We start from the raw sequence: 18,846 nt of genomic DNA on the forward strand, positions 1-18,846 counted from the left end.
TCCCTTCGATTGGTGCGAGTGGTGGTGCGGGTGGTTCGAAAAAAATCCTAGGGCGCAAGGTGGTCCGCCGGTTCATGAACCACCAGCATGTCCTCATCAATTTCCCCGTCCGGATAAAAGCAGGCGAACTGCTGGTCCGGCGCAGGCACGGGAACCTGCTGCAGGGCCTGCACGGCCGCCGAAGGCGCCGCGGCTTCCAGGGGCGGTTCGAGTGTGAGGCATTTTTCCTGCCTCGCGGGCGGCAGCGCGGCGAAGACCGGGCAGCGGGTGGCAAAGTTGCAGCCTTTGGGGGCCTGCAGCGGGGACGGCAGGTCGCCTTGGAGGATGATGCGTTCGCGGGTCCGCTCCAGCTGCGGATCGGGCACCGGGATGGCCGACAGGAGTGCACGGGTGTAGGGGTGGCGGGGGTTGTCGAAAACCCGGTCCACAGCCCCGACCTCCACGATTTTCCCGAGATACATCACCGCCACGCGGTTGGAAATGTGGCGTACCACCGACAGATCGTGCGCAACCAGCAGGTAGCTCAGGCCCAGTTCCGCGCGGAGCTGGTCCAGGAGGTTGATGACGCCGGCCTGGACCGATACGTCCAGGGCGGAGACGGGCTCGTCCAAAACCACCAGTCTGGGGTTCACGGCCAGCGCGCGGGCGATCCCGATCCGTTGCCGCTGGCCACCGGAGAACTGATTGGGGAAACGGTTGACGTGGTCCGGCTGCAGGCCCACGAGCTTCATCAGCTCCATGATCCGCTTCTTGATGGCAGTCCGGTCCATTCCCGCGTTCTGCAGTGGTTCGGCCAGAACCTCGTAGACTGTGAAGCGCGGATCCAGGGCACCTGTGGGGTCCTGGAAGACCATCTGTAGTTCGCGGCGCATCTTGCCCTTGGTCTTTGCGTCGGCCGCCTGCTTGTTGCTCAGGCCGCCAATCACCACCTCGCCGTCCTGGTCCGGGTGGAACTCCATGATTTCCAGGAGGGTGGTGGTCTTTCCCGAGCCGGATTCGCCAACGATGGAGAAGCATTCGCCTTCGCGGATGTCGAAGCTCAGGCCGTCCACCGCCTTAACGGTGCCGATCCTGCGTTTGATCAGGGCGCCCCTGGTCAGTGGGAAGTGCTTGCGGACGTCGGTGAGCTGCAGGACGGTGGCCCGTTCCGCCCGCGGGATGGCATCGAAGCGGGAGACGGGTACCGGCGGGGCGGCGAAGACGTCGTGCACGTCCACCGTGCCGCCGAGGGATTCGGACTTGATGCAGGCGGCGCGGTGCAGCCCATCGCCGCCGACCGGCGCCAGGGCGGGTTCGCCGTCCAGGCAGGCATCCGAGGCCAGGGGGCAGCGCGGCGCGAAGGAGCAGCCGGTGGGGCTGTGGAGCAGGTTCGGCGGCATCCCCTCGATGGGGACGAGCGAGGACTTCTCTGCCACGTCCACGCGCGGGACAGCCCCGAGCAAGCCCATGGTGTAGGGCATCCGCGGATTGTAGTAAATGTGGTCCACGGCCCCGGTTTCCACGGGCTTGCCCGCGTACATGACCATGATGTCGTCGGCCATTCCGGCCACCACGCCGAGGTCGTGCGTAATCATGACGACGGCGGCGCCGGTCTCCTCCTGCGCCTTGTGCAGCACCTCGAGGACCTGGGCCTGGATGGTGACGTCCAGGGCCGTCGTCGGCTCGTCCGCGATCAGGACGCGCGGGTTGTTGGCGATGGCGATCGCGATCATGACGCGCTGGCGCATGCCGCCGGAGAATTCGTGCGGGAAGGCTTTGAGCCGGTCCTTGGGGCTGGGGATTCCCACCATGGCCAGGAGTTCGACGGCGCGGGCTTCCTTGGCCTTTTTACTCATGGCGGGGTTGTGGATGGTGAGCGCTTCGATGATTTGGGTGCCCACGGTGAACACCGGGGTGAGGGACGACAACGGGTCCTGGAAGACCATCGCGAGATCGTTGCCCCGGTACTTGCACATGGCCTTATCGCTCAGTCCCAGCAACTCGCGGCCCTTGAGCCGGACGGACCCGGTGACCTCCGCCGTCGGCGCGAGGAGGCCCATGATGGCCAGGGACGTGACCGATTTGCCGGAACCCGATTCACCTACGATTCCCAGGGTGCGGCCGGGCAGCAGGTCGAAATCGATGCCCCGAACGGCGTGCACAATACCGTTTTCCGTATTGAAGCGGACGTTCAGGTCACGGACGGACAGGACGGCGTCACCGGGGGCGTGCAGCCCTGCCACGTGCAGGCGCTCCACGGTTGAACGCGGGTCCGTGGCTCCGGTGGTGGTTTCGCTGCTCATGGCGTCTTCTTCTCCGCACGGATGGTCCGGGCTTTGGCTTTTTTGGTTCTGCCGCTGGAAGTGGAGCTGGGGTCAAAGGCGTCGCGCAGGCCGTCGTTCATCATGGCCAGGGAGCCGGTCAGCAGGAACATCACGGTCAGGGGCACCCAGAACATCCACGGGAAGGTGGAGACCTGGGAGGTGGCCTGGCCGATCAGCACGCCCAGGCTCACGTCGGGGACCTTGATGCCGATGCCGATGAAGGAGAAGGCAACCTCGGCCAGGACGGCCGCGGTGACGCCGCGGGTAATGTCAAGGATCAGCAGCGAGCCGATGTTGGGCACCAGGTGCCGCCACACGATCCGGCGCGGCGGGACGCCCATGTACTGCGCCGCCTTGACGAAGTCGCGCTGCATGAGGGACATGGACATCGACCGGATCAACCTGGCGGTTCCCATCCAGCTGAACACGAGCAGCACGATGATCAGCAGCAGCCATGAGGGGAGGTCGCGTTTCAGGCCAGCCCCTCCACCGCTGGTGGCAACGGCCACCACCAGGAGCGCCGGCATCATGATCAGCGCCTCCAGGATGAACAGCATGACCTTGTCCACCTTGCCGCCGAAGTAGGCCATGGTGCACCCGTAGACGGCGGCGATCAGCACCGACACCAGGCCCACCACCAGGCCGATCAGGATGGAGATCCTGGTTCCTTCGACCGTCATGGCGTACAGGTCGATACCCGCCTGCGAGGTGCCAAGGTAGTGCTCGGCAGACGGCGGCATCCCGATATTGAAGGGGTCGATCGCCTCCTTGTCCCACTGGGTGAAGAATCCCCCGATGAACGAAAAGACGGTCAGGGCAACGAAGATGGCAAGGCCCGTCACGGCGGTCTTGTTGCGCAGGAACCGGCGGAGGATGATGGTGGACTTGCCAATGACGACGTCGGCGCTTTCCAGGTGCGCGTCCTGCGCCACGGCTGCCGGGTCAACGGCGTTCAGGTTGGTCATGGCTACACCCGCACTCTCGGGTCAACAAGGGTGGTGGCGAAGTCCGCCAGGATGGCGCCCAGGGCGAAGATCACGGAGCCGTAGGCCAGCGTGGCGGTGGCGGCATTGACGTCCTGCAGTGAGATGGCGTCGATACTCCAGGAACCGACGCCGGGCCAGGCGAAGATCTTTTCGGCGAAGAAGCCCCCGGCGAAGATGGCCGGAATGGTGAAGGCGATGCTCTGGGCCACCGGGATGAAGGAAACCCGGAGCGCGTGCCGTGCGATGGCCTGGTTCCGGCTCAGGCCCTTGGCCCGGGCGGTACGGACGAAATCGGCGTTGACGTTGTCCAGCAGGTACTGCCGCTGGGCTATCTGGTAGGCCCCCCAGCCCACGAGGGTGATGGCCACTGTCGGCACCACGTAATGCCCCAGCAGGTCGGTGAACTGTGGCCAGCCGGGGGCAATACCCGGGGTGGAGATGCCCGTGACGAAGAAGATCCGGTCACCGACGGATTCGTTGATGTTGATGGCCCCCAGCTGCACCAGGAAATAGGCGATGGGCGCGGGCACAATGTAGGCGAGATAGCTGTAGGACGTGATGACCCGGTCGTGGAACTTGTACTGCCGCGACGCCGAGTACACGCCAAGCGCGACGCCGATGACCAGGGTAAGGATGATCGAGGCCAGGAAGAGCCGGGTGGAGATCCACACGCGGTCCCCGAACTCGGCGTTGATGAAGGCGCCGTTGGGGCTCCGGCCCCAGTCCCAGCGGGTGACGATGCCGGTGAGCCAGTCAACGTAACGCTCCCACGGGCTGAGGTCCGGGTCCAGGCCCTTGAGCCGCATGGAGTTGGCAACCTGCTCCGGAGTTGGCCTGGGGATTCGCTCCTGCTCCAGGAGCGCCGGCTTGAGCGAGCTGACCGCCAGGAAGTAACCGGCTGACGTGGTGAGGAAGATCATCACCACGTACGTGATGCCGCGCTTGGCAAGGTATTTGAGCATGGGGCGCTATTTCTTTGGCACCGCCGGGTGCTGGACGGAGGAACACTCCGGTGTCCGCTGGTAAGCCATGCCGCCCACATCAACCATCACTGCTGGATCCTTCCGTCTTCCCCGGACGAGCACGGGTTGTGCCGGCCTCCCCGGGACCTGCGGCCAGCGGATAGCTGACCTCCCGCCGCCTTTGGGGCACGTCCTGTTGGACTATGTTGCGGGTCACATTCCAGAGGAAACTATCACAAGCCACAACTCCGGAAGGGCTGTAATCCCCCGAAATACCGCGGCCCGTATCAGATCGTTATGAATAGTTCTGTGAAGTTGGCTTGACTGGACGTAAGCGCATTCCACCGCGTAATCTACGCTCCGCCTGCCACGCGTGTGACAAGTTCGCGCCACGACGCAACCAGGCGCTCACTCGTGACGCCATGCTCGCGGATGAGGTGCAGGAGCCGCTCGGGGTCGAGGGTCGCCGTCAGGGAACCAGCCAGCAGCCCGGGCTCCCGGGATTCGACGCCCCCGGCGCGCAGCAGCATCTCAACATGGCGGTTCCACAGGGCCACGGCCGGGACTTCAAACCTGCCCCGGGAGGCGTTCGCGGCCGCCAGGACCAGGTCCCCGTACTCCACGACGTAGGCGATCCGTTCGGCACCGAAGGCAATAAGACGGTCAAGGGGCGGAGCGCCCGGCCCGAGGGGCGCCGGGCCAAACAGGAAGCGGGCCTGGAAAGCGGCCTCCGAGTCGTTCAACAGGGTCAGCATGAGTCCCGCACGGCTGCCGAAACGCCGGAAGACCGTCCCCTTGCCCACCCCGGCATGCTCCGCCAGGCGGTCCATGGTGAGCGCGGCGGCACCGTCCTGCTCGATCAGGTCGCGGGCAGCGAGCAGGAGGCGCTCCCGGTTGCGGGCAGCATCGCTGCGTTCCGCGGCCGTCACCGGTGTCATTCCCGGCCGCATGGGGATGGAACTCACAAGGCCAGTGTAGCCGCGGGGAATATAACCGGACTGCGGTCCGTTTAGCTGGGCGAAGGCTCCCTGAGCCTGACCTTTGACCGATCGCGGCCCCCGCCGCGCCCCTAGCCAGGAGTTCCCATGACCAAGAGCACAGTATTGACCCTCGTCGGCAGCCTCCGCGCCGAGTCCACCAACCAGAAGCTGGCGGAAGCGATCCAGCTCAACGCGCCGGAGCAGGTGGATGTCGTTATCCATGAGAGCCTGGGCAACATCCCCTTCTACAACGAGGACATCGACATCGAAGGCCAGGTGCCGGCCGCAGCCGCAGCCCTGCGCGCCGCAGCCGCCGAGGCCGACACCGTCCTGCTGGTCACCCCGGAACACAACGGCACCGTTCCGGCAGCCCTGAAGAACGCCATCGACTGGCTGTCCCGCCCCTTCGGCGCCGGCGCGCTGACGGGCAAGCCGACCGCCGTCGTCGGAACCGCGTTTGGCCAGTACGGCGGCGTCTGGGCCCAGGATGAGGCACGAAAGGCTGCGGGCATCGCCGGTGCCCGGATCCTGGAAGACGTCAAGCTCGCCGTGCCGGGCTCCATGGTCCGCTTCGCCGAAGTCCACCCCAAGGACGACGCAGAGGTTGTGGAGCAGATCAAGGGCATCTTCGACTCCCTCGCCGCTTCCACCCCGGCAGCCTAGGGCAGCCAGCCACGTGGGGCCCGGTACGCGTCATGCGTGCCGGGCACCGGCGTCTCCGGGGGCGCCGGTGCCAACGAAGCCGTAAATAAGGAATCAACAAATGTTTCCCTGAGAGCAACAGACGGCTGTATTCTGGGTCTGTGACCCACGAAACACTTGACGCTTCCGCCGGCACGCTGCCCGCCGAGGCCATCGATGCGATTGAACGTGCCGCCACCTCGGCACACCGCCACGAGGAGCTGTTCTCCGAACGGGCGGCAAACATCCGCCAGTCGGCCGTCAGGGATGTCTTCGACATTTCCCTGCGCCCGGGCTTGGTATCGCTGGCCGGCGGCAGCCCCTATCTGCAGTCGCTCCCGCTGGACCGTCTGGCGGCGACGGCGGCCTCGATCATCGCCAACGACGGGCTGACGGCACTCCAGTACGGGGCCGGGCAGGGCACCTTAGAGCTCCGGGAGCAGATCTGCGAGGTTATGGCCGCGGAAGGCATCCTCGATGCAAAACCGCAGAACGTGGTGGTTACAGCAGGCTCCCAGTCGGCGCAGGACGTGGCCACCAAGCTCTTCTGCAATCCCGGCGACGTGGTCCTGGTGGAGGACCCCACCTACGTTGGGGCGCTCAACACGTTTGAGGCCTACCAGGTTCAGGTGGAGACGGTGGAGATGGACCAGTATGGCCTGGTCCCAGAGCTGTTGGAGGCGCGGATCGCGGCCCTCCAACTCGCAGGCAAAAGCATCAAGTTCCTGTATACGATCCCCAACTTCAACAACCCCTCCGGCATCACGCTGGACAGGGAGCGCCGGCAGCAGGTGGTGGATATATGCCGCAGGGCAAATATTCTGGTCCTGGAGGACAACCCCTACGGACTCCTCCGCTTCGAGGGCGAACCGGTGGCACCCCTGCGCGCCGCCAATCCTGATGACGTCATCTACCTGGGCTCCTTTTCCAAGATCTTCGCCCCCGGCCTGCGGATCGGCTGGGCATTGGTCCCGGAACACCTGCAGCGGCGCTACTACCTCGCCGCCGAATCCGTCACCCTCTGCCCGCCGGCCCTGAACCAGATGCTGGTCTCCGCGTACCTGCGTGAGTACGACTGGAGGGGCCAGATCGAGACCTACCGCGCCCTATATGCCGAACGGTGCCAGGCCATGCTGGCCGCCCTCAAGGAGTACATGCCGCCCGGAACCACCTGGACCAGCCCGCAGGGCGGCTTCTTCGTCTGGGTGACGCTGCCTGAAGGCGTGGACACCTACCCGCTGCTGCATAAAGCGATCGACGCCGGGGTGGTGTTCATCCCCGGGGCGGCCTTCACGCCGTCGGACGAGCCGTCCAACAAGCTGCGGCTCGCCTTCAGCGCCGTTCCCCCGGACGCCATCGCGGAGGGAGTCCGCCGATTGGCGCCGGTGCTTCAGGAAGCGATTGCGGCGCTGTAGCGTAAGGCTCACGAGTGCCGAAAACCGAGCAAAGGAGCATGTACATGGGTGGAATCATCGTTGTAGGGGTTGACGGCAGCGCAACGGCAAAGAAAGCGGCCGAGTCGGCAAAGGACCTGGCCGCGGCCCTGGGCGCCTCGCTGCACGTGGTGTCGGCCTTCGACAGCGACCGCACCGAGGTGTTCGGCAGCGGCAGCGACCGCTGGATCGTGTCCGACGCCGATGCCGCAGAGCAGGTTGCCCGGACCGTGGCAGAATCCCTGGGCCGGGATATCACGGTGACGTACTCGGCGGCACGCGGACGGCCCGCAGACGCCCTCATCAAGGAAGCCCTGCGCGTGGATGCGCGCATGATTGTGGTGGGAAACCGGCGGATGCACGGAATCGGCCGGGTCCTTGGCAGCGTGGCCAACAGCGTGGCGCACAACGCACCCTGCGACGTCTACATCGCCAACACCTACGACGCCGACTAAAGCGTAACGGCGGACACTCCCCGTGGTGGCGGACATCGCTGCGGGGGGTGTCCGTTCTCACCGCCGAAACGGCGGTGCGGCGCGGTCTGCAACGATAAAATTGGATAGGCCCCCAAAGGCGTGGACACCGCCAATCCACCTCCAGCAAAGGCCTCCCCTTGATTACTCTGCAGCGCCGTCAGCTCGTCGGCCACGACATCCTCCTGGCCCGCCACGGGAACCACATCTGCTCCATGCGCGTGGACCGCAGCAACGGCAGGGTGGTGGCGCTGCTTGACGACGGCAGCCTGGACAGCGCGCCCAACCTGATCGCCCCCGGACTGCAGCTGCCCCAGACCGTGCGGAGCGTCCTGCGCGATGACTGGAAGGTCCTCAGCGCCTGGGCGGGTGCTGCCGCCCTGTTGGGAGGCCTGATGACGGCCGCCACCGTTGTCCTGGGCACTACCGCTGACCCGGCCGTGCTCGAAGCCTTCACGGCCTACGCCGCCTACTAGGGACCCGGCCGCCGGGGCCTTCAGCCGACCAGCCAGGCCCGCAGCAGCCACCAGATACCGGCCATCACCACCCCGCCGAAGAGCGCACCCGCGACTACCTGGGCCACGGTATGGGCCCGCAGCACAACCCGTGACCAGCAAACCGCCGGAACCAGGACCAGCAGCGGTGCCCAGGCGGCACCGAGCATCAGCACCGATACGACGGTGGCGCAGGACACGGCAGCGGCATGGCCGCTCATTTTCCAGAACGGGCTGACGGCGGCCATCACCGCCACGCCGCCCACCACCGCCAGGACCATGGCAACCACGCTTTGCGGTGCGCCGGCCGCGGCCAGCACCAGCAGTCCGACGGCAATGCACGCCAGCGCCATCAGAAGCACGGGCGCACGCTGCTTGCGGTCGCTCACGTGGTGGTCCGTGACCTTTCCCAGCCGGACCAGGACCAGCAGCACGATAAGCGGGAGCACGCAGACAAACAAGGCCGCGAGTGCACCGTAGCCGATGGTTCCAGGAAATCCCTGCTCGGCCAGCGGGCTGATCAACAGCTGGATGCTGACCACCACCGGAGGCTGGAACACCTCGGTCACCCAGGTGGCCGCGCGGTTCTTAGTCCGCAGCGACACGGTGTTGACGGGCACGGCCTAGTCCAGGAGGAGCGCGGGCTCTTCCAGGATGGCCGCGACGTCGGCCATGAAGCGGGCGGACAAATCACCATCCACCACGCGGTGGTCGAAGGATCCGCCCAGTGTGGTGATCCAGCGCGGAATCACCTCTCCGTCCAGGACCCAGGGCTTCTGCTTGATGGTGCCGAAGGCAACGATGGCAACTTCGCCCGGGTTGATGATGGGCGTTCCCGTGTCGATGCCCAGGGCGCCGATGTTGGTGACCGTGAGCGTGCCGCCCTGCATCTGCGCGGGCTGGGTTTTCCCTGCCCGGGCCGTGGTGGCCAGGTTGTTCAGCGCCAGGGCCAGTTCCTTCAGCGACAGATCCTGGGCGTTCTTGATGTTCGGCACCATCAAACCGCGCGGGGTGGCGGCGGCAATGCCGAGGTTCATGAAGTGCTTGACATGGATTTCAGCCGTGTCGGAGTCTTCGCTGTCCACCCACGACGCATTTACGCTGGGGTTCCGGGCGGCCGCCCAGATGACGGCCTTGGCCAGGATGAGCAGCGGGGAGACCTTGATGCCCTCGAAGTCACGGGAAGCCTTGAGCCGCTTGACGAACTCCATGGTGCGGCTGGCGTCGACGTCCACGAAGATGCTGACGTGCGGGGCGGCGAAGGCCGATTCCACCATCGCCTTGGCAGTGGCCTTGCGGACACCCTTGACCGGGATGCGCTCCACGCGCTGGTCCTGCGGCTTGCCGGCCTTGCCCCAGAAGCCATCGGCCTTGTCCAGTTCGGCATCGCGCTGCGACTGGTAGCTGACCAGGTCCTCGCGCGTGACCTCGCCGCGGGAACCGGTGGCCACCACATCCGCAAGGTCGATGCCGAGGTCGCGGGCAATCTTGCGGACCGGCGGCTTGGCCAGGACCCGGTTGACCAGGCCCGTGATGGTGCCGCCAAGGGTGGGACGGTTGTCGCCGCCGGCGGGTTCGTTGCCGGACACCTCGGCGGGCGTCCGCGGCTGCACAGGCTCAACCTCTGGAGCATTGACCGTCACGGCAGCGGCGGGTGGGTTCTTCCGGGGACGCCGTTTGACGGCGTCGGCCTTGGGTCCGGAACCCACCAACGGCGCGTTCGCCGGGGCGCCCCCGCTGCCGGCCGCCGTCGGCTCCTCTGCCGAATCCTCCGGGAGCTTGCCGTACAGCGGCTGCACCGGGGCCTCCGGCGCGCGGACGTCGGCAGGGGTGGGATCACCGGAAACTTCGTCACTGACACTGATGATGGCGGTGCCGACGTCGACGGTCACACCCTCCGCCACCAACAGCTCGCTGACGGTCCCGGCAAAGGGGGACGGCAGCTCCACGATCGACTTGGCGGTTTCGATCTCGCAGATAACGTCGTTGATGGCGACGGCGTCGCCCGGCTTGACCTTCCAGGAGACGATTTCAGCCTCGGTGAGGCCCTCGCCGACGTCGGGCAGGTTGAACTTGTTAAGGGTCATGGTGTCCTCAGTAGGAGAGGGCGCGGTCCAGCGCCTCCAGGATGCGGTCGATGTCCGGAAGGTAGTCTTCCTCCACCTTGGCAACGGGGTAGGGCATGTGGAATCCGCCGACGCGGATCACCGGCGCCTCGAGGGAGTGGAACGCCCGCTCGCTGATCCTGGCGGCAATCTCGCCGCCCACTCCGCCGAACGTGGGGGCCTCGTGGGCCACGATCAGCCGCCCGGTCTTCCGGACGGATGCGGTGACGGTGTCGAAGTCGATCGGGGAGATGGACCGGAGGTCGATGACCTCAAGGCTCCTGCCGTCTTCCTCCGCGGCATTCGCGGCGGCCAGGGCCACGGGCACCAGGGGGCCGTAGGCCACCACGGTGGCGTCGGTTCCCTCCCGCAGGACGTGGGCTTTGAAGGGGTCTTCCGAGGGGCCGGGACCCTGGACGTCAACGTCGCCCTTGAGCCAGTAGCGCCGCTTGGGTTCGAAGATGATCACCGGGTCCTTGCACTCCACGGCCTGCTGGATCATCCAGTAGGCGTCATGCGGGTTGGACGGGGTGATGATGCGCAGGCCGGCCGTGTGCGCGAACAAGGCTTCAGGGGATTCGGAGTGGTGCTCGATGGAGCCGATGCCTCCCCCGTACGGGATCCGGATGACGACCGGCACGCTGAGGTTGCCGTTGCTGCGCGAATGGATTTTGGCCAGCTGTGTGGTGATCTGGTTGAAGCCGGGGAAGACGAACCCGTCGAATTGGATCTCGCACACCGGACTGTACCCGCGCAGGGCCAGACCGATCGCGGTGCCGATGATTCCGGACTCGGCAAGCGGGGTGTCGACGACCCGGTCGGGGCCGAATTCGCCAATCAGCCCGTCCGTTACCCGGTAGACACCGCCCAGGGGGCCGATGTCCTCGCCCATCAGCAGCGATTTGGGGTTGGCCGCCAGCGTGGCGCGGAGGCCTTCATTGATGGCCTTCGCGATGGTCATGGTGGTCATCAGTGGCCTGCCTTTGCTGCCTGCCCGGCGGACTCTTCCTCGCCGGCGAATCCTGCGCTGTATTCCTCGAACCACGCCAGTTCCTCGGCCACCAGCGGGTGCGCCTCGGCGTAGACGTTGGCGAACGACTGCCGGATGTCCGGGTCCTCGAGGTCGTGGGCGGTACGCCGGACGTAGGCGGCGAGCTCGTCGCCGTCGGCCTTGACCTTGGCGAAGAAGGCGTCGTCCGCCAGGCCTTCGGCACTCAGGTACTTCTCGAGCCGCGCCAGGGGATCCTTGGCACGCCACGCATCCTCTTCGGCCGACTCACGGTACTTGGTGGGATCGTCGGCGGTGGTGTGCGCGCCCACCCGGTACGTGAACGCCTCGATCAGGACCGGACCCTTGCCCTGGCGGGCGTGCTCCAGCGCCCACTCGGTGACAGCGTGCACGGCGATCACGTCATTGCCATCCACCCGGATGCCCGGGAAGCCGTAGCCTTTGGCCCGGTTGGAGAGCGGAACCCGCGTCTGCACGTTGCTGGGCACGGAGATGGCCCAGTGGTTGTTCTGGCAGAAAAACACCACCGGAGCGTTGTAGGAGGAGGCGAACACCATGGACTCGTGGACGTCGCCCTCGGAGCTGGCGCCGTCGCCGAAGTAGGCGATGACGGCGGCATCAGGTTCCTTGCCGGCAGCACCGGTTGCGGCGGCGAGCTTCTGGTCGCGCTGGATTCCCATCGCATAGCCCACCGCATGGAGGGTCTGCGCAGCCAGGACCAGCGTGTAGAGGTGGAAGTTGGTGTCCCTGGGGTTCCAGCCCCCGTTGGAGACTCCGCGGAACTGGCGCAGGAGCTCGGCAAGGTCCACGTTGCGGGTTAACGCGACGCCGTGCTCGCGGTACGTGGGGAAGATGTAGTCCTGTGGCTGGCTGGCACGGCCCGAGCCGATCTGCGCGGCCTCCTGGCCCGTGAGCGGCACCCACAATGCCAGCTGGCCCTGGCGCTGGAGGGCGGTGGCTTCGACGTCGAACCGGCGGATCGCGGCCATGTCGGCGTAAAGGCCGCGCAGCGCCTCCGGGGTGAGCTTATCCGCGTAGTTGCTGAACACCGGATCGGCGCCCAGCTTTCCATCGGGGCCGAGCAGCTGCACCATATGGGCCGCGGGCTCGCCCAAGACAGCTTCAGCATCAGCTTCCCGCTGGTCGTCTACCGCTGTTCCGTCGAACTCGGTGGAAGGCAGATGAGTGCCCATACCGTCTCCTTGCTTGCCGCATCCGGATGCAATGCAAATGTCGCTGGGATATATGCAGCAGAGGGAATACATTCCGCTTGCGGCATATACATTGGCTTACTGATCCTAACTTTATCTTCGGTAAGTAGCGGAAGGGCTACTTGTTAAGTGCTAGGAACTGGCCGGTGCCTTTGTATAGTCGGCACACAATTGGAGAAAACGCGTGTTGGCTTCGGCCTCCCCGATACTTACCCTCACACCCTCGCCGGGAAACGCCCGCACGGAGAGGGCGCGTGTCCCGGCGAGCTCCGCAAACGCGGTACTTTCGGTGCCGAGGGCGAGCCACAGGAAGTTGCCCTGCGCGTCGGGGATGTCCCAGCCGAGATCCCGCAGTCCGGCGGTGACGCGTGCCCTCTCATCGACAAGCTTTTGTACCCTTTCCACAACCTGGCCGTAGTTCTCGAGCGAAACAATTGCGGCCCGCTCCGCAATTTGGGACACCGCAAACGGTGTGGCGGCGATGCGAAGGTACTGGGTCAGTTCGGGATGGGACACACTGTAGCCCACGCGGAGCCCTGCCAGGCCGTGTGCCTTGGAGAACGTCCGGAGCACGACGACGTTGGGGTATTTCCGGTAGAGGTCAATCCCGTCCACGGCGTCTGCCGCCCTGACGAACTCCTGGTAGGCCTCGTCGATCACCACCACCACATCGGCAGGCACGGACCGGATGAAGGCCTCGGTTTCTGCTGCCGTGAGGGCAGGGCCGGTGGGGTTGTTCGGCGTGCAGAGAAGGATGATCCTGGTGCGGACGGTGACTGCAGCCGCCATGGCTTCCAGATCATGCCGGCCGTCCGGCAGTACGGGGATACGCACACTTTCCGCGCCGGCAAGGCCGACACTGATGGGGTAAGCCTCAAAGGACCGCCAAGCATAAATCACTTCATCGGCTTTGCCGTCCTCATTCTGGCCGGCGAAGGCCGCGAGGATCTGGCTCAGGGCCCCCAGGCTTCCCGCACCGGTCACAATGTCCTCGGCCGGCACGCCAAGGAACCCGGCGAGCGCAGCCCGCAGCTTGCTGCTCAGCGGATCCGGGTACCGGTTGAAGTCATCCTGCCGGGCGATGGCCTCCAGCACCGCAGGAATCGGAGGCAGCGGGTTCTCGTTGGATGACAACTTGTAACTGGCCAGTCCGCTGACGGCGGCGGGCGGTTTTCCTGCGGCGTAACGGGGCAGCCGGTCCAGCACCGGGCGCGGCGCGATTCCGCCTGCCCTGGTCTCAGATGAGGTCATGGTTCCAGCCTACTTCGCGGCTGCCGGAGGCACCCGGGAGGCAAACTCCAAAATCCCGGCTGCACCCCAAGCCACCGCGCGGGGCCATGTGGAAGCATGGTGGCATGGGTTCATTCATTCTTCGGGTCATCGTCAACGCCGCAGCACTCTGGGTGGCCAGCTGGATCCTGCCGGGAATGGACATCGCAAGCACCGCAGCATCGGATGCGGTGGCAAGGTCCGGGATATCGCAGGATACCGGCACCATCGGGATTGTCCTGGCCTATCTCTTCATCGGTCTCATCTTCGGGGTGGTCAACGCCTTTGTGCGGCCACTGGTAAGGCTTCTGGCCCTGCCTATCACTGTCCTGACACTTGGCCTTTTCGCCATCGTCATTAATGCCGCCATGCTCTACCTGACGGCATGGATCAGCAGTTACACCCCCGTGCACCTCACCATTGACTCCTTCTTCTGGACTGCGGTGCTGGCTGCGATCATCATCTCCCTGGTCTCCATGGTGGCGGGCATCCTGCCAGGCGGCCGGCGCTGAGCCGGCCCGTCCGGGATCTGCCGTCCCAAGTAGGGGTACGCCCCAAAACAAGTACACGGCAGGTGCGCTTCCCCTAAACCCTCCTGAAACTGCAGTACCGGCCACCCATGACCCGCGGAACGCGGCCTCTTAGGCTGCTGCCAGTTGGGCCGCCGAACGGCCCGTTGCTGTCAGTTCCTGGAACGGGGGCCATCAATGAAGGCGATAAGGATCCTGCTTGCCGCCTGCGTGCTTTTCGCCTGGCAGGCGAACCCGGCTCACGGGGCAGTCGCAGCAGGGCCGGCGCCTGACGACGGGGCTGTGCTCGGCAACGACATCTCCTGGCCCCAATGCGGCGGCGGCCTCCCCGCACCGCCGGCGTTCGCGATAGTGGGGGTGAACGGCGGACGGCCGGACACGATCAACCCGTGCCTGTCAGCCCAGCTGGCCTGGGCGGACCGCACCTCCGATGCCACGGCGGGAACTCCGGCGGCGGTGTACGTGAACGCCGCCGCAACCGGGCCGGTGGAATCCCTGTGGTGGCCGGCGGGCAACACGTACCTGGGCACCGACGTGGGCAACCCCTACGGATTGTGCGACGGCACGGCATCCCCGGCCTGCGCCTACGTCCACGGGTACGCCATGGCCTTCAACGATGTGGTGATCCTGAAGGATGCGGGCGACGGCGCGGTGCGGCGCGTTTGGTGGCTGGATGTCGAAACCGGAAACAGCTGGCTCTGGGACAAGGCCGCCAACGCAGCCGAGCTGGAAGGCATGGCGGCGTACCTGGAAAGCACGGGCGCGGAGGTCGGGATCTACTCCACGGCTTATCAATTCGGCGAAATCGCCGGCGGAATCACTCCCGGAAGCAAGCTCTCCGGGCTTAGGAGCTGGCTGGCAGGTGCGGAATCCACCTCCACAGCGCAGGAGCTATGCGGGGCCGCTCCCCTCGCGCCCGGCGGGACGGTAGCCCTGACCCAGTTCACTGACGGAGACCTCGACTACAACTACCGGTGCCCCGCCGCCCCGCCACCTGCGGCGCCACTCCCTCCCCCGCCGCCGGAGCCCGCCCCGCTCGATGCCTACGCTGCAATGCACGCCGCCCAGATCTCGTGAGCCTGTCTTGCCGCGCTTCCTACTTGGCACCCCGTTGCGGGCGCCCAGAGAAGGGGTCCCTGCGCTCCATGGGTGGAGGGGGCGGCGGAGTTTTCGCCAAGGAAAATCGCGTGGCAGTGGCAACGCCTCCGGCACCCAATACGCCGCCGAGGACGGCCGTGGACTGTGCAAGAGAGGGGTCCTTGCTGGTACCCACGAGCCGGGCGGCCTCTTCATAGCCGCTGAGGTTGTGGCCCGGTCCGAGCCCGGCGTCTTCTCCGCCGCGAACGTAGAGGTCGTTGGTCATGGTGACTGTGACCTGGTTGCGGGTGTCCGGGTTGGCAAGGCCATCGCTGCCCGGAACCCAGTCCGTGCGGTGCTCCAAGTGAAGGGTGCTGACCTCGGGGGGAGGCGTGATGCGCGAGATTGGCGATCCAGCCGTTAGCACGTACTTCATGTGGTACTCCTTCCGGAACCTCTCGTCTGCCGCCAGGTTCATGGCGTGAATTCCGCCCTGGCTGTAGCCCACTCCCACTACGTCCGCCCCCGGTTGCGCTCCGGCGGCCCGCAGCGATTGGAGGACGGCGGCATTTACCTGCGCAGAATTGTTGCCCATCCCGTCGACGATGCCGCCAAGATCGAAAGGATTGGTTCCGCTGTCTTGGTCGTGAACCTGGGTGCCGGGAATGATCACCACGTACGCTTTCGCCCCGTTGTTATCCACCTCAATTACTTCGATGAAGCCGCTGCCCCGTTCCTCCAGCAGCCTGACCCGGTCCAACAGCCCTGCCGGCGTGGCATCGAGATCGATGCTCATGCTTTCTTCCGGCGTGGCGACGACCGTCCCGGTATGCAGCGCGGGGACGGCCCATTGAACCCCCGGTGTGATCGCAGGCAGGACTGCGGCCGCATTTGCCACGAGCGTCTCGGTGGCGTCCCCGTTCAGGAACCCCGTGCGCCAGAAGTCGACGTGTTTCTGGAGTTCAACCCCCGGTTCGGACAGGCGCAGCATCCACAAGGTGCGCGCAGCAGTTTCGGCAAATTCGTACTCACTCCTGCAGCTGCGAACCTGGCTGCTGGTGCGCTGGAGTTCCATGCGCACTTTTTGGACATCGTCGCGTGCTTCGCCAACGGCAATTAGTGCAGCGGTCCCCGTGATGCGCGGCTGGTTTTGGTAAGCACCGAGCTGCTGCCATGTGTTGAAAAGCTCCATCTCGATGGTGGCGAGCCTGTCGGCCAACCCATCGAGCTTGACGGCGCCTGCATCGAGCTCCTCCAACTGGACAGTGATGCCACCCACGCCTCCGGAGATCTCCAGGATGCCGTCGGGGGGCGGGGGCGACACATGGATGGGGCCTCCCGACCCGGCGGACGTTGTGTCGGCCATCAGAAGCGGCTGTCCGGCGAACACTCGGAAGTCAGGGTTGCAAGTGCATGGGCAGCTACGGCGGCGGAGGCCTCCCGCAGCCGGTCAAGTGTCCTTCGCACCGCCACGGCCTGAAGGCTGACGGAATCGCGATATGCCTTTCCGGCCGGTGATTCCCAGTCTGACAGCTGGATGTCATGGAATCCGGCGAGGACCTCTTCCGTCCTGTCGGCACAATGCGCCACTCTTCTGGCCAGCTCTTGAACTTCACTGCTGGAGCGCTGCCCGCTGCCCCAGATCCCGTCCGCAAGATCATTCCCCATGCCCACTCCTGCCCTGCCCTCCGGGCTGTTGACGCCCGCGCCTCGCCACCTGCCAACCCCAACGCTAAGGACACGGCCCGCGGCGCATAAGGGCCGCCGTCGGCTATGTGGAAAAGTAACGTGGGATGCCCGCTTAAGGCGCCGCCTGACTTCGTGAAAGAATCAGCACATGCCTGAAACTGCCGCCACAGCTGACACCCGTACGCCCTCAGGACGCCTGGCCCTCGCCGCGTCGCCGGAAAAAATCGCGCTCGGACCCCTCGACGGCCGCTACCAGCCCGCCGTCGCGCCCCTGGTCGATTACCTGTCCGAGGCAGCGCTGAACCGGGACCGTGTGGCCGTTGAAGTGGAATGGCTCATCCACCTGACCAGCAACAACGTCCTTCCCGGCGCTGGCCCGCTGAGCACCGAACAGCAGGACCAGCTCCGCGCGATCGTCACTGAATTCGATGCTGCCTCCGTGGCGGAGCTCGCCGAAATCGAGGCCGTCACGGTCCACGACGTGAAGGCTGTGGAGTACTACATCGGCCGCCGCCTGCCGGCCGCCGGCATCGAAAACCTGACCGCCATGGTCCACTTCGGCTGCACCTCCGAGGACATCAACAACCTGTCCTACGCCCTCGGCGTCAAAGGTGCTGTGGAGGACGTGTGGCTGCCCGCAGCCCGCAAGCTCGTGGCGCAGATCAGCACGATGGCAGAGGAGAACCGCGCGGTACCCATGCTGTCCCGTACGCACGGCCAGCCTGCCACTCCCACCACCCTGGGCAAGGAACTGGCGGTCATCGCCCACCGTTTGACCCGCCAGCTGGACCGGATCGCCAAGACCGAATACCTGGGCAAGATCAACGGTGCCACCGGCACCTACGCCGCGCACGTGGCCTCCGTTCCGGGTGCTGACTGGCAGCAGGTCTCCAAGTCCTTCGTCGAGGGGCTGGGCCTCACCTGGAACCCCCTGACCACCCAGATCGAAAGCCACGACTGGCAGGCCGAGCTGTACGCCGACGTCGCCCGCTTCAACCGGATCCTGCACAACGTCTGCACGGACATCTGGAGCTACATCTCCATCGGCTACTTCGCGCAGATCCCCGTCGCCGGCGCCACGGGCTCCTCCACCATGCCGCACAAGGTCAATCCCATCCGGTTCGAAAACGCCGAGGCCAACCTGGAGATCTCCTCCGGCCTGCTGGACGTCCTGGGCTCCACCCTGGTCACTTCCCGCTGGCAGCGCGACCTCACCGATTCCTCCAGCCAGCGCAACATCGGCGTCGCCTTTGGCCACTCCCTGCTGGCTATCTCGAACGTCGCCAAGGGCCTGGAGCGCCTGGACGTTGCCGAGGACGTGCTGGCCGGCGACCTGGACACCAACTGGGAAGTCCTGGGCGAGGCCATCCAGATGGTGATGCGCGCCGAGGCGATCGCCGGCGTCGACGGCATGGAGAACCCGTACGAACGGCTGAAGGACCTTACCCGCGGCCACCGCGTGGACGCCGCCCGCATGCAGGAATTCGTGCAGGGCCTGGGCCTGTCCCCCGAAGCCGAGGCCCGGCTCCTGGCCCTGACGCCCGGCAAGTACACCGGCATCGCGGACCAGCTGGTGGACCACCTGAAGTAAAGCCCGCAGCAGGGCAGGAACGTACGACGACGGCGCCGGGCCCGGGAGGGTCC

Annotated in this window: 18 protein-coding genes; 7 read left to right on the plus strand and 11 right to left on the minus strand. The window is 65.9% G+C overall.

From position 1 onward, the window contains the following. Positions 1-47 precede the first annotated feature (47 nt). The 4 genes from AB4Y79_RS04050 to AB4Y79_RS04065 all read right to left on the minus strand — a co-directional run bounded on the left by AB4Y79_RS04050 (position 48) and on the right by AB4Y79_RS04065 (position 5,216). Positions 48-2,282 (minus strand): dipeptide ABC transporter ATP-binding protein, encoded by a 2,235-nt coding sequence (locus AB4Y79_RS04050; RefSeq protein WP_441858965.1) that lies wholly within the window; start codon positions 2,280-2,282, stop codon positions 48-50. Beyond that, a complete protein-coding gene (locus tag AB4Y79_RS04055) occupies positions 2,279-3,268 on the minus strand; it encodes an ABC transporter permease (RefSeq protein ID WP_441858967.1) in 990 nt (329 codons plus the stop codon). The genes AB4Y79_RS04050 and AB4Y79_RS04055 overlap by 4 nt, the downstream gene beginning before the upstream one ends. Positions 3,269-3,270: 2 nt before the next feature. Then, positions 3,271-4,251 (minus strand): ABC transporter permease, encoded by a 981-nt coding sequence (locus AB4Y79_RS04060; protein ID WP_441858969.1) that lies wholly within the window; start codon positions 4,249-4,251, stop codon positions 3,271-3,273. A gap of 353 nt (positions 4,252-4,604) precedes the next feature. Further along, entirely contained in the window at positions 4,605-5,216 is a 612-nt protein-coding gene (locus AB4Y79_RS04065) for a TetR/AcrR family transcriptional regulator (protein ID WP_441858970.1), read from the minus strand. 120 nt (positions 5,217-5,336) lie between these two features. Between AB4Y79_RS04065 and AB4Y79_RS04070 the strand changes: the two genes are divergently transcribed. The 4 genes from AB4Y79_RS04070 to AB4Y79_RS04085 all read left to right on the plus strand — a co-directional run bounded on the left by AB4Y79_RS04070 (position 5,337) and on the right by AB4Y79_RS04085 (position 8,294). Further along, entirely contained in the window at positions 5,337-5,894 is a 558-nt protein-coding gene (locus tag AB4Y79_RS04070) for an NAD(P)H-dependent oxidoreductase (RefSeq protein ID WP_441858972.1), read from the plus strand. 140 nt (positions 5,895-6,034) lie between these two features. Further along, entirely contained in the window at positions 6,035-7,327 is a 1,293-nt protein-coding gene (locus AB4Y79_RS04075) for an aminotransferase-like domain-containing protein (RefSeq protein ID WP_441858974.1), read from the plus strand. Positions 7,328-7,371: 44 nt separating this feature from the next. Further along, positions 7,372-7,800 (plus strand): universal stress protein, encoded by a 429-nt coding sequence (locus AB4Y79_RS04080; RefSeq protein WP_308929357.1) that lies wholly within the window; start codon positions 7,372-7,374, stop codon positions 7,798-7,800. Between the two features lie 158 nt (positions 7,801-7,958). Then, a complete protein-coding gene (locus tag AB4Y79_RS04085) occupies positions 7,959-8,294 on the plus strand; it encodes a hypothetical protein (protein ID WP_441858976.1) in 336 nt (111 codons plus the stop codon). A gap of 20 nt (positions 8,295-8,314) precedes the next feature. Here the strand turns inward: AB4Y79_RS04085 and AB4Y79_RS04090 are convergent, their stop codons facing one another. The 5 genes from AB4Y79_RS04090 to AB4Y79_RS04110 all read right to left on the minus strand — a co-directional run bounded on the left by AB4Y79_RS04090 (position 8,315) and on the right by AB4Y79_RS04110 (position 13,888). Next, positions 8,315-8,932 carry a phosphatase PAP2 family protein gene (locus AB4Y79_RS04090; RefSeq protein WP_441858978.1) on the minus strand — a complete coding sequence of 206 codons (618 nt, stop codon included), beginning with the start codon at positions 8,930-8,932 and terminating at the stop codon, positions 8,315-8,317. Positions 8,933-8,935: 3 nt separating this feature from the next. Next, positions 8,936-10,399 (minus strand): 2-oxo acid dehydrogenase subunit E2, encoded by a 1,464-nt coding sequence (locus tag AB4Y79_RS04095; protein WP_441858980.1) that lies wholly within the window; start codon positions 10,397-10,399, stop codon positions 8,936-8,938. Between the two features lie 7 nt (positions 10,400-10,406). Next, on the minus strand, positions 10,407-11,387 hold the full coding sequence (locus AB4Y79_RS04100; protein ID WP_441858982.1) for an alpha-ketoacid dehydrogenase subunit beta: 981 nt from the start codon (positions 11,385-11,387) through the stop codon (positions 10,407-10,409). Next, complete coding sequence (pdhA, locus tag AB4Y79_RS04105; protein ID WP_441858984.1) at positions 11,387-12,619, minus strand: pyruvate dehydrogenase (acetyl-transferring) E1 component subunit alpha; 1,233 nt, start codon at positions 12,617-12,619, stop codon at positions 11,387-11,389. Before pdhA ends, AB4Y79_RS04100 begins: the two co-directional genes overlap by 1 nt. A gap of 150 nt (positions 12,620-12,769) precedes the next feature. Further along, on the minus strand, positions 12,770-13,888 hold the full coding sequence (locus tag AB4Y79_RS04110) for a histidinol-phosphate transaminase (protein ID WP_441858985.1): 1,119 nt from the start codon (positions 13,886-13,888) through the stop codon (positions 12,770-12,772). Between the two features lie 104 nt (positions 13,889-13,992). On the opposite strand from AB4Y79_RS04110, the gene AB4Y79_RS04115 reads away from it, so the two are divergent. Both AB4Y79_RS04115 and AB4Y79_RS04120 read left to right on the plus strand, forming a co-directional pair. Continuing rightward, positions 13,993-14,418 (plus strand): phage holin family protein, encoded by a 426-nt coding sequence (locus tag AB4Y79_RS04115; RefSeq protein ID WP_441858987.1) that lies wholly within the window; start codon positions 13,993-13,995, stop codon positions 14,416-14,418. 195 nt (positions 14,419-14,613) lie between these two features. Continuing rightward, positions 14,614-15,513 (plus strand): hypothetical protein, encoded by a 900-nt coding sequence (locus AB4Y79_RS04120; RefSeq protein WP_441858988.1) that lies wholly within the window; start codon positions 14,614-14,616, stop codon positions 15,511-15,513. Positions 15,514-15,532: 19 nt separating this feature from the next. On the opposite strand, the gene AB4Y79_RS04125 is transcribed toward AB4Y79_RS04120, so the two are convergent. Continuing rightward, positions 15,533-16,879: a hypothetical protein gene (locus AB4Y79_RS04125; protein ID WP_441858990.1), complete on the minus strand. Its 1,347-nt coding sequence runs from the start codon at positions 16,877-16,879 to the stop codon at positions 15,533-15,535. After that, positions 16,879-17,181: a hypothetical protein gene (locus AB4Y79_RS04130; RefSeq protein WP_308929347.1), complete on the minus strand. Its 303-nt coding sequence runs from the start codon at positions 17,179-17,181 to the stop codon at positions 16,879-16,881. The genes AB4Y79_RS04125 and AB4Y79_RS04130 overlap by 1 nt, the downstream gene beginning before the upstream one ends. 169 nt (positions 17,182-17,350) lie before the next feature. Here AB4Y79_RS04130 and purB point away from each other — a divergent pair, with 169 nt between their 5' ends. Next, positions 17,351-18,793 (plus strand): adenylosuccinate lyase, encoded by a 1,443-nt coding sequence (gene purB / locus AB4Y79_RS04135; protein WP_441858992.1) that lies wholly within the window; start codon positions 17,351-17,353, stop codon positions 18,791-18,793. The last annotated feature ends 53 nt before the right edge of the window (positions 18,794-18,846 follow it).

It is taken from the genome of Pseudarthrobacter sp. YAF2 (genome assembly GCF_052113345.1).
Lineage (GTDB): Bacteria > Actinomycetota > Actinomycetes > Actinomycetales > Micrococcaceae > Arthrobacter.

What these genes read in the sequence shown, in the direction of transcription:
- AB4Y79_RS04050 (WP_441858965.1), bottom strand. Translation starts at nt 2,282, where the DNA reads ATGAGCAGCGAAACCACCACCGGAGCCACGGACCCGCGTTCAACCGTG.
- AB4Y79_RS04055 (WP_441858967.1), bottom strand. Translation starts at nt 3,268, where the DNA reads ATGACCAACCTGAACGCCGTTGACCCGGCAGCCGTGGCGCAGGACGCG.
- AB4Y79_RS04060 (WP_441858969.1), bottom strand. Translation starts at nt 4,251, where the DNA reads ATGCTCAAATACCTTGCCAAGCGCGGCATCACGTACGTGGTGATGATC.
- AB4Y79_RS04070 (WP_441858972.1), top strand. Translation starts at nt 5,337, where the DNA reads ATGACCAAGAGCACAGTATTGACCCTCGTCGGCAGCCTCCGCGCCGAG.
- AB4Y79_RS04080 (WP_308929357.1), top strand. Translation starts at nt 7,372, where the DNA reads ATGGGTGGAATCATCGTTGTAGGGGTTGACGGCAGCGCAACGGCAAAG.
- AB4Y79_RS04095 (WP_441858980.1), bottom strand. Translation starts at nt 10,399, where the DNA reads ATGACCCTTAACAAGTTCAACCTGCCCGACGTCGGCGAGGGCCTCACC.
- AB4Y79_RS04100 (WP_441858982.1), bottom strand. Translation starts at nt 11,387, where the DNA reads ATGACCACCATGACCATCGCGAAGGCCATCAATGAAGGCCTCCGCGCC.
- pdhA (WP_441858984.1), bottom strand. Translation starts at nt 12,619, where the DNA reads ATGGGCACTCATCTGCCTTCCACCGAGTTCGACGGAACAGCGGTAGAC.
- AB4Y79_RS04110 (WP_441858985.1), bottom strand. Translation starts at nt 13,888, where the DNA reads ATGACCTCATCTGAGACCAGGGCAGGCGGAATCGCGCCGCGCCCGGTG.
- AB4Y79_RS04115 (WP_441858987.1), top strand. Translation starts at nt 13,993, where the DNA reads ATGGGTTCATTCATTCTTCGGGTCATCGTCAACGCCGCAGCACTCTGG.
- AB4Y79_RS04120 (WP_441858988.1), top strand. Translation starts at nt 14,614, where the DNA reads ATGAAGGCGATAAGGATCCTGCTTGCCGCCTGCGTGCTTTTCGCCTGG.
- AB4Y79_RS04125 (WP_441858990.1), bottom strand. Translation starts at nt 16,879, where the DNA reads ATGGCCGACACAACGTCCGCCGGGTCGGGAGGCCCCATCCATGTGTCG.
- AB4Y79_RS04130 (WP_308929347.1), bottom strand. Translation starts at nt 17,181, where the DNA reads ATGGGGAATGATCTTGCGGACGGGATCTGGGGCAGCGGGCAGCGCTCC.
- purB (WP_441858992.1), top strand. Translation starts at nt 17,351, where the DNA reads ATGCCTGAAACTGCCGCCACAGCTGACACCCGTACGCCCTCAGGACGC.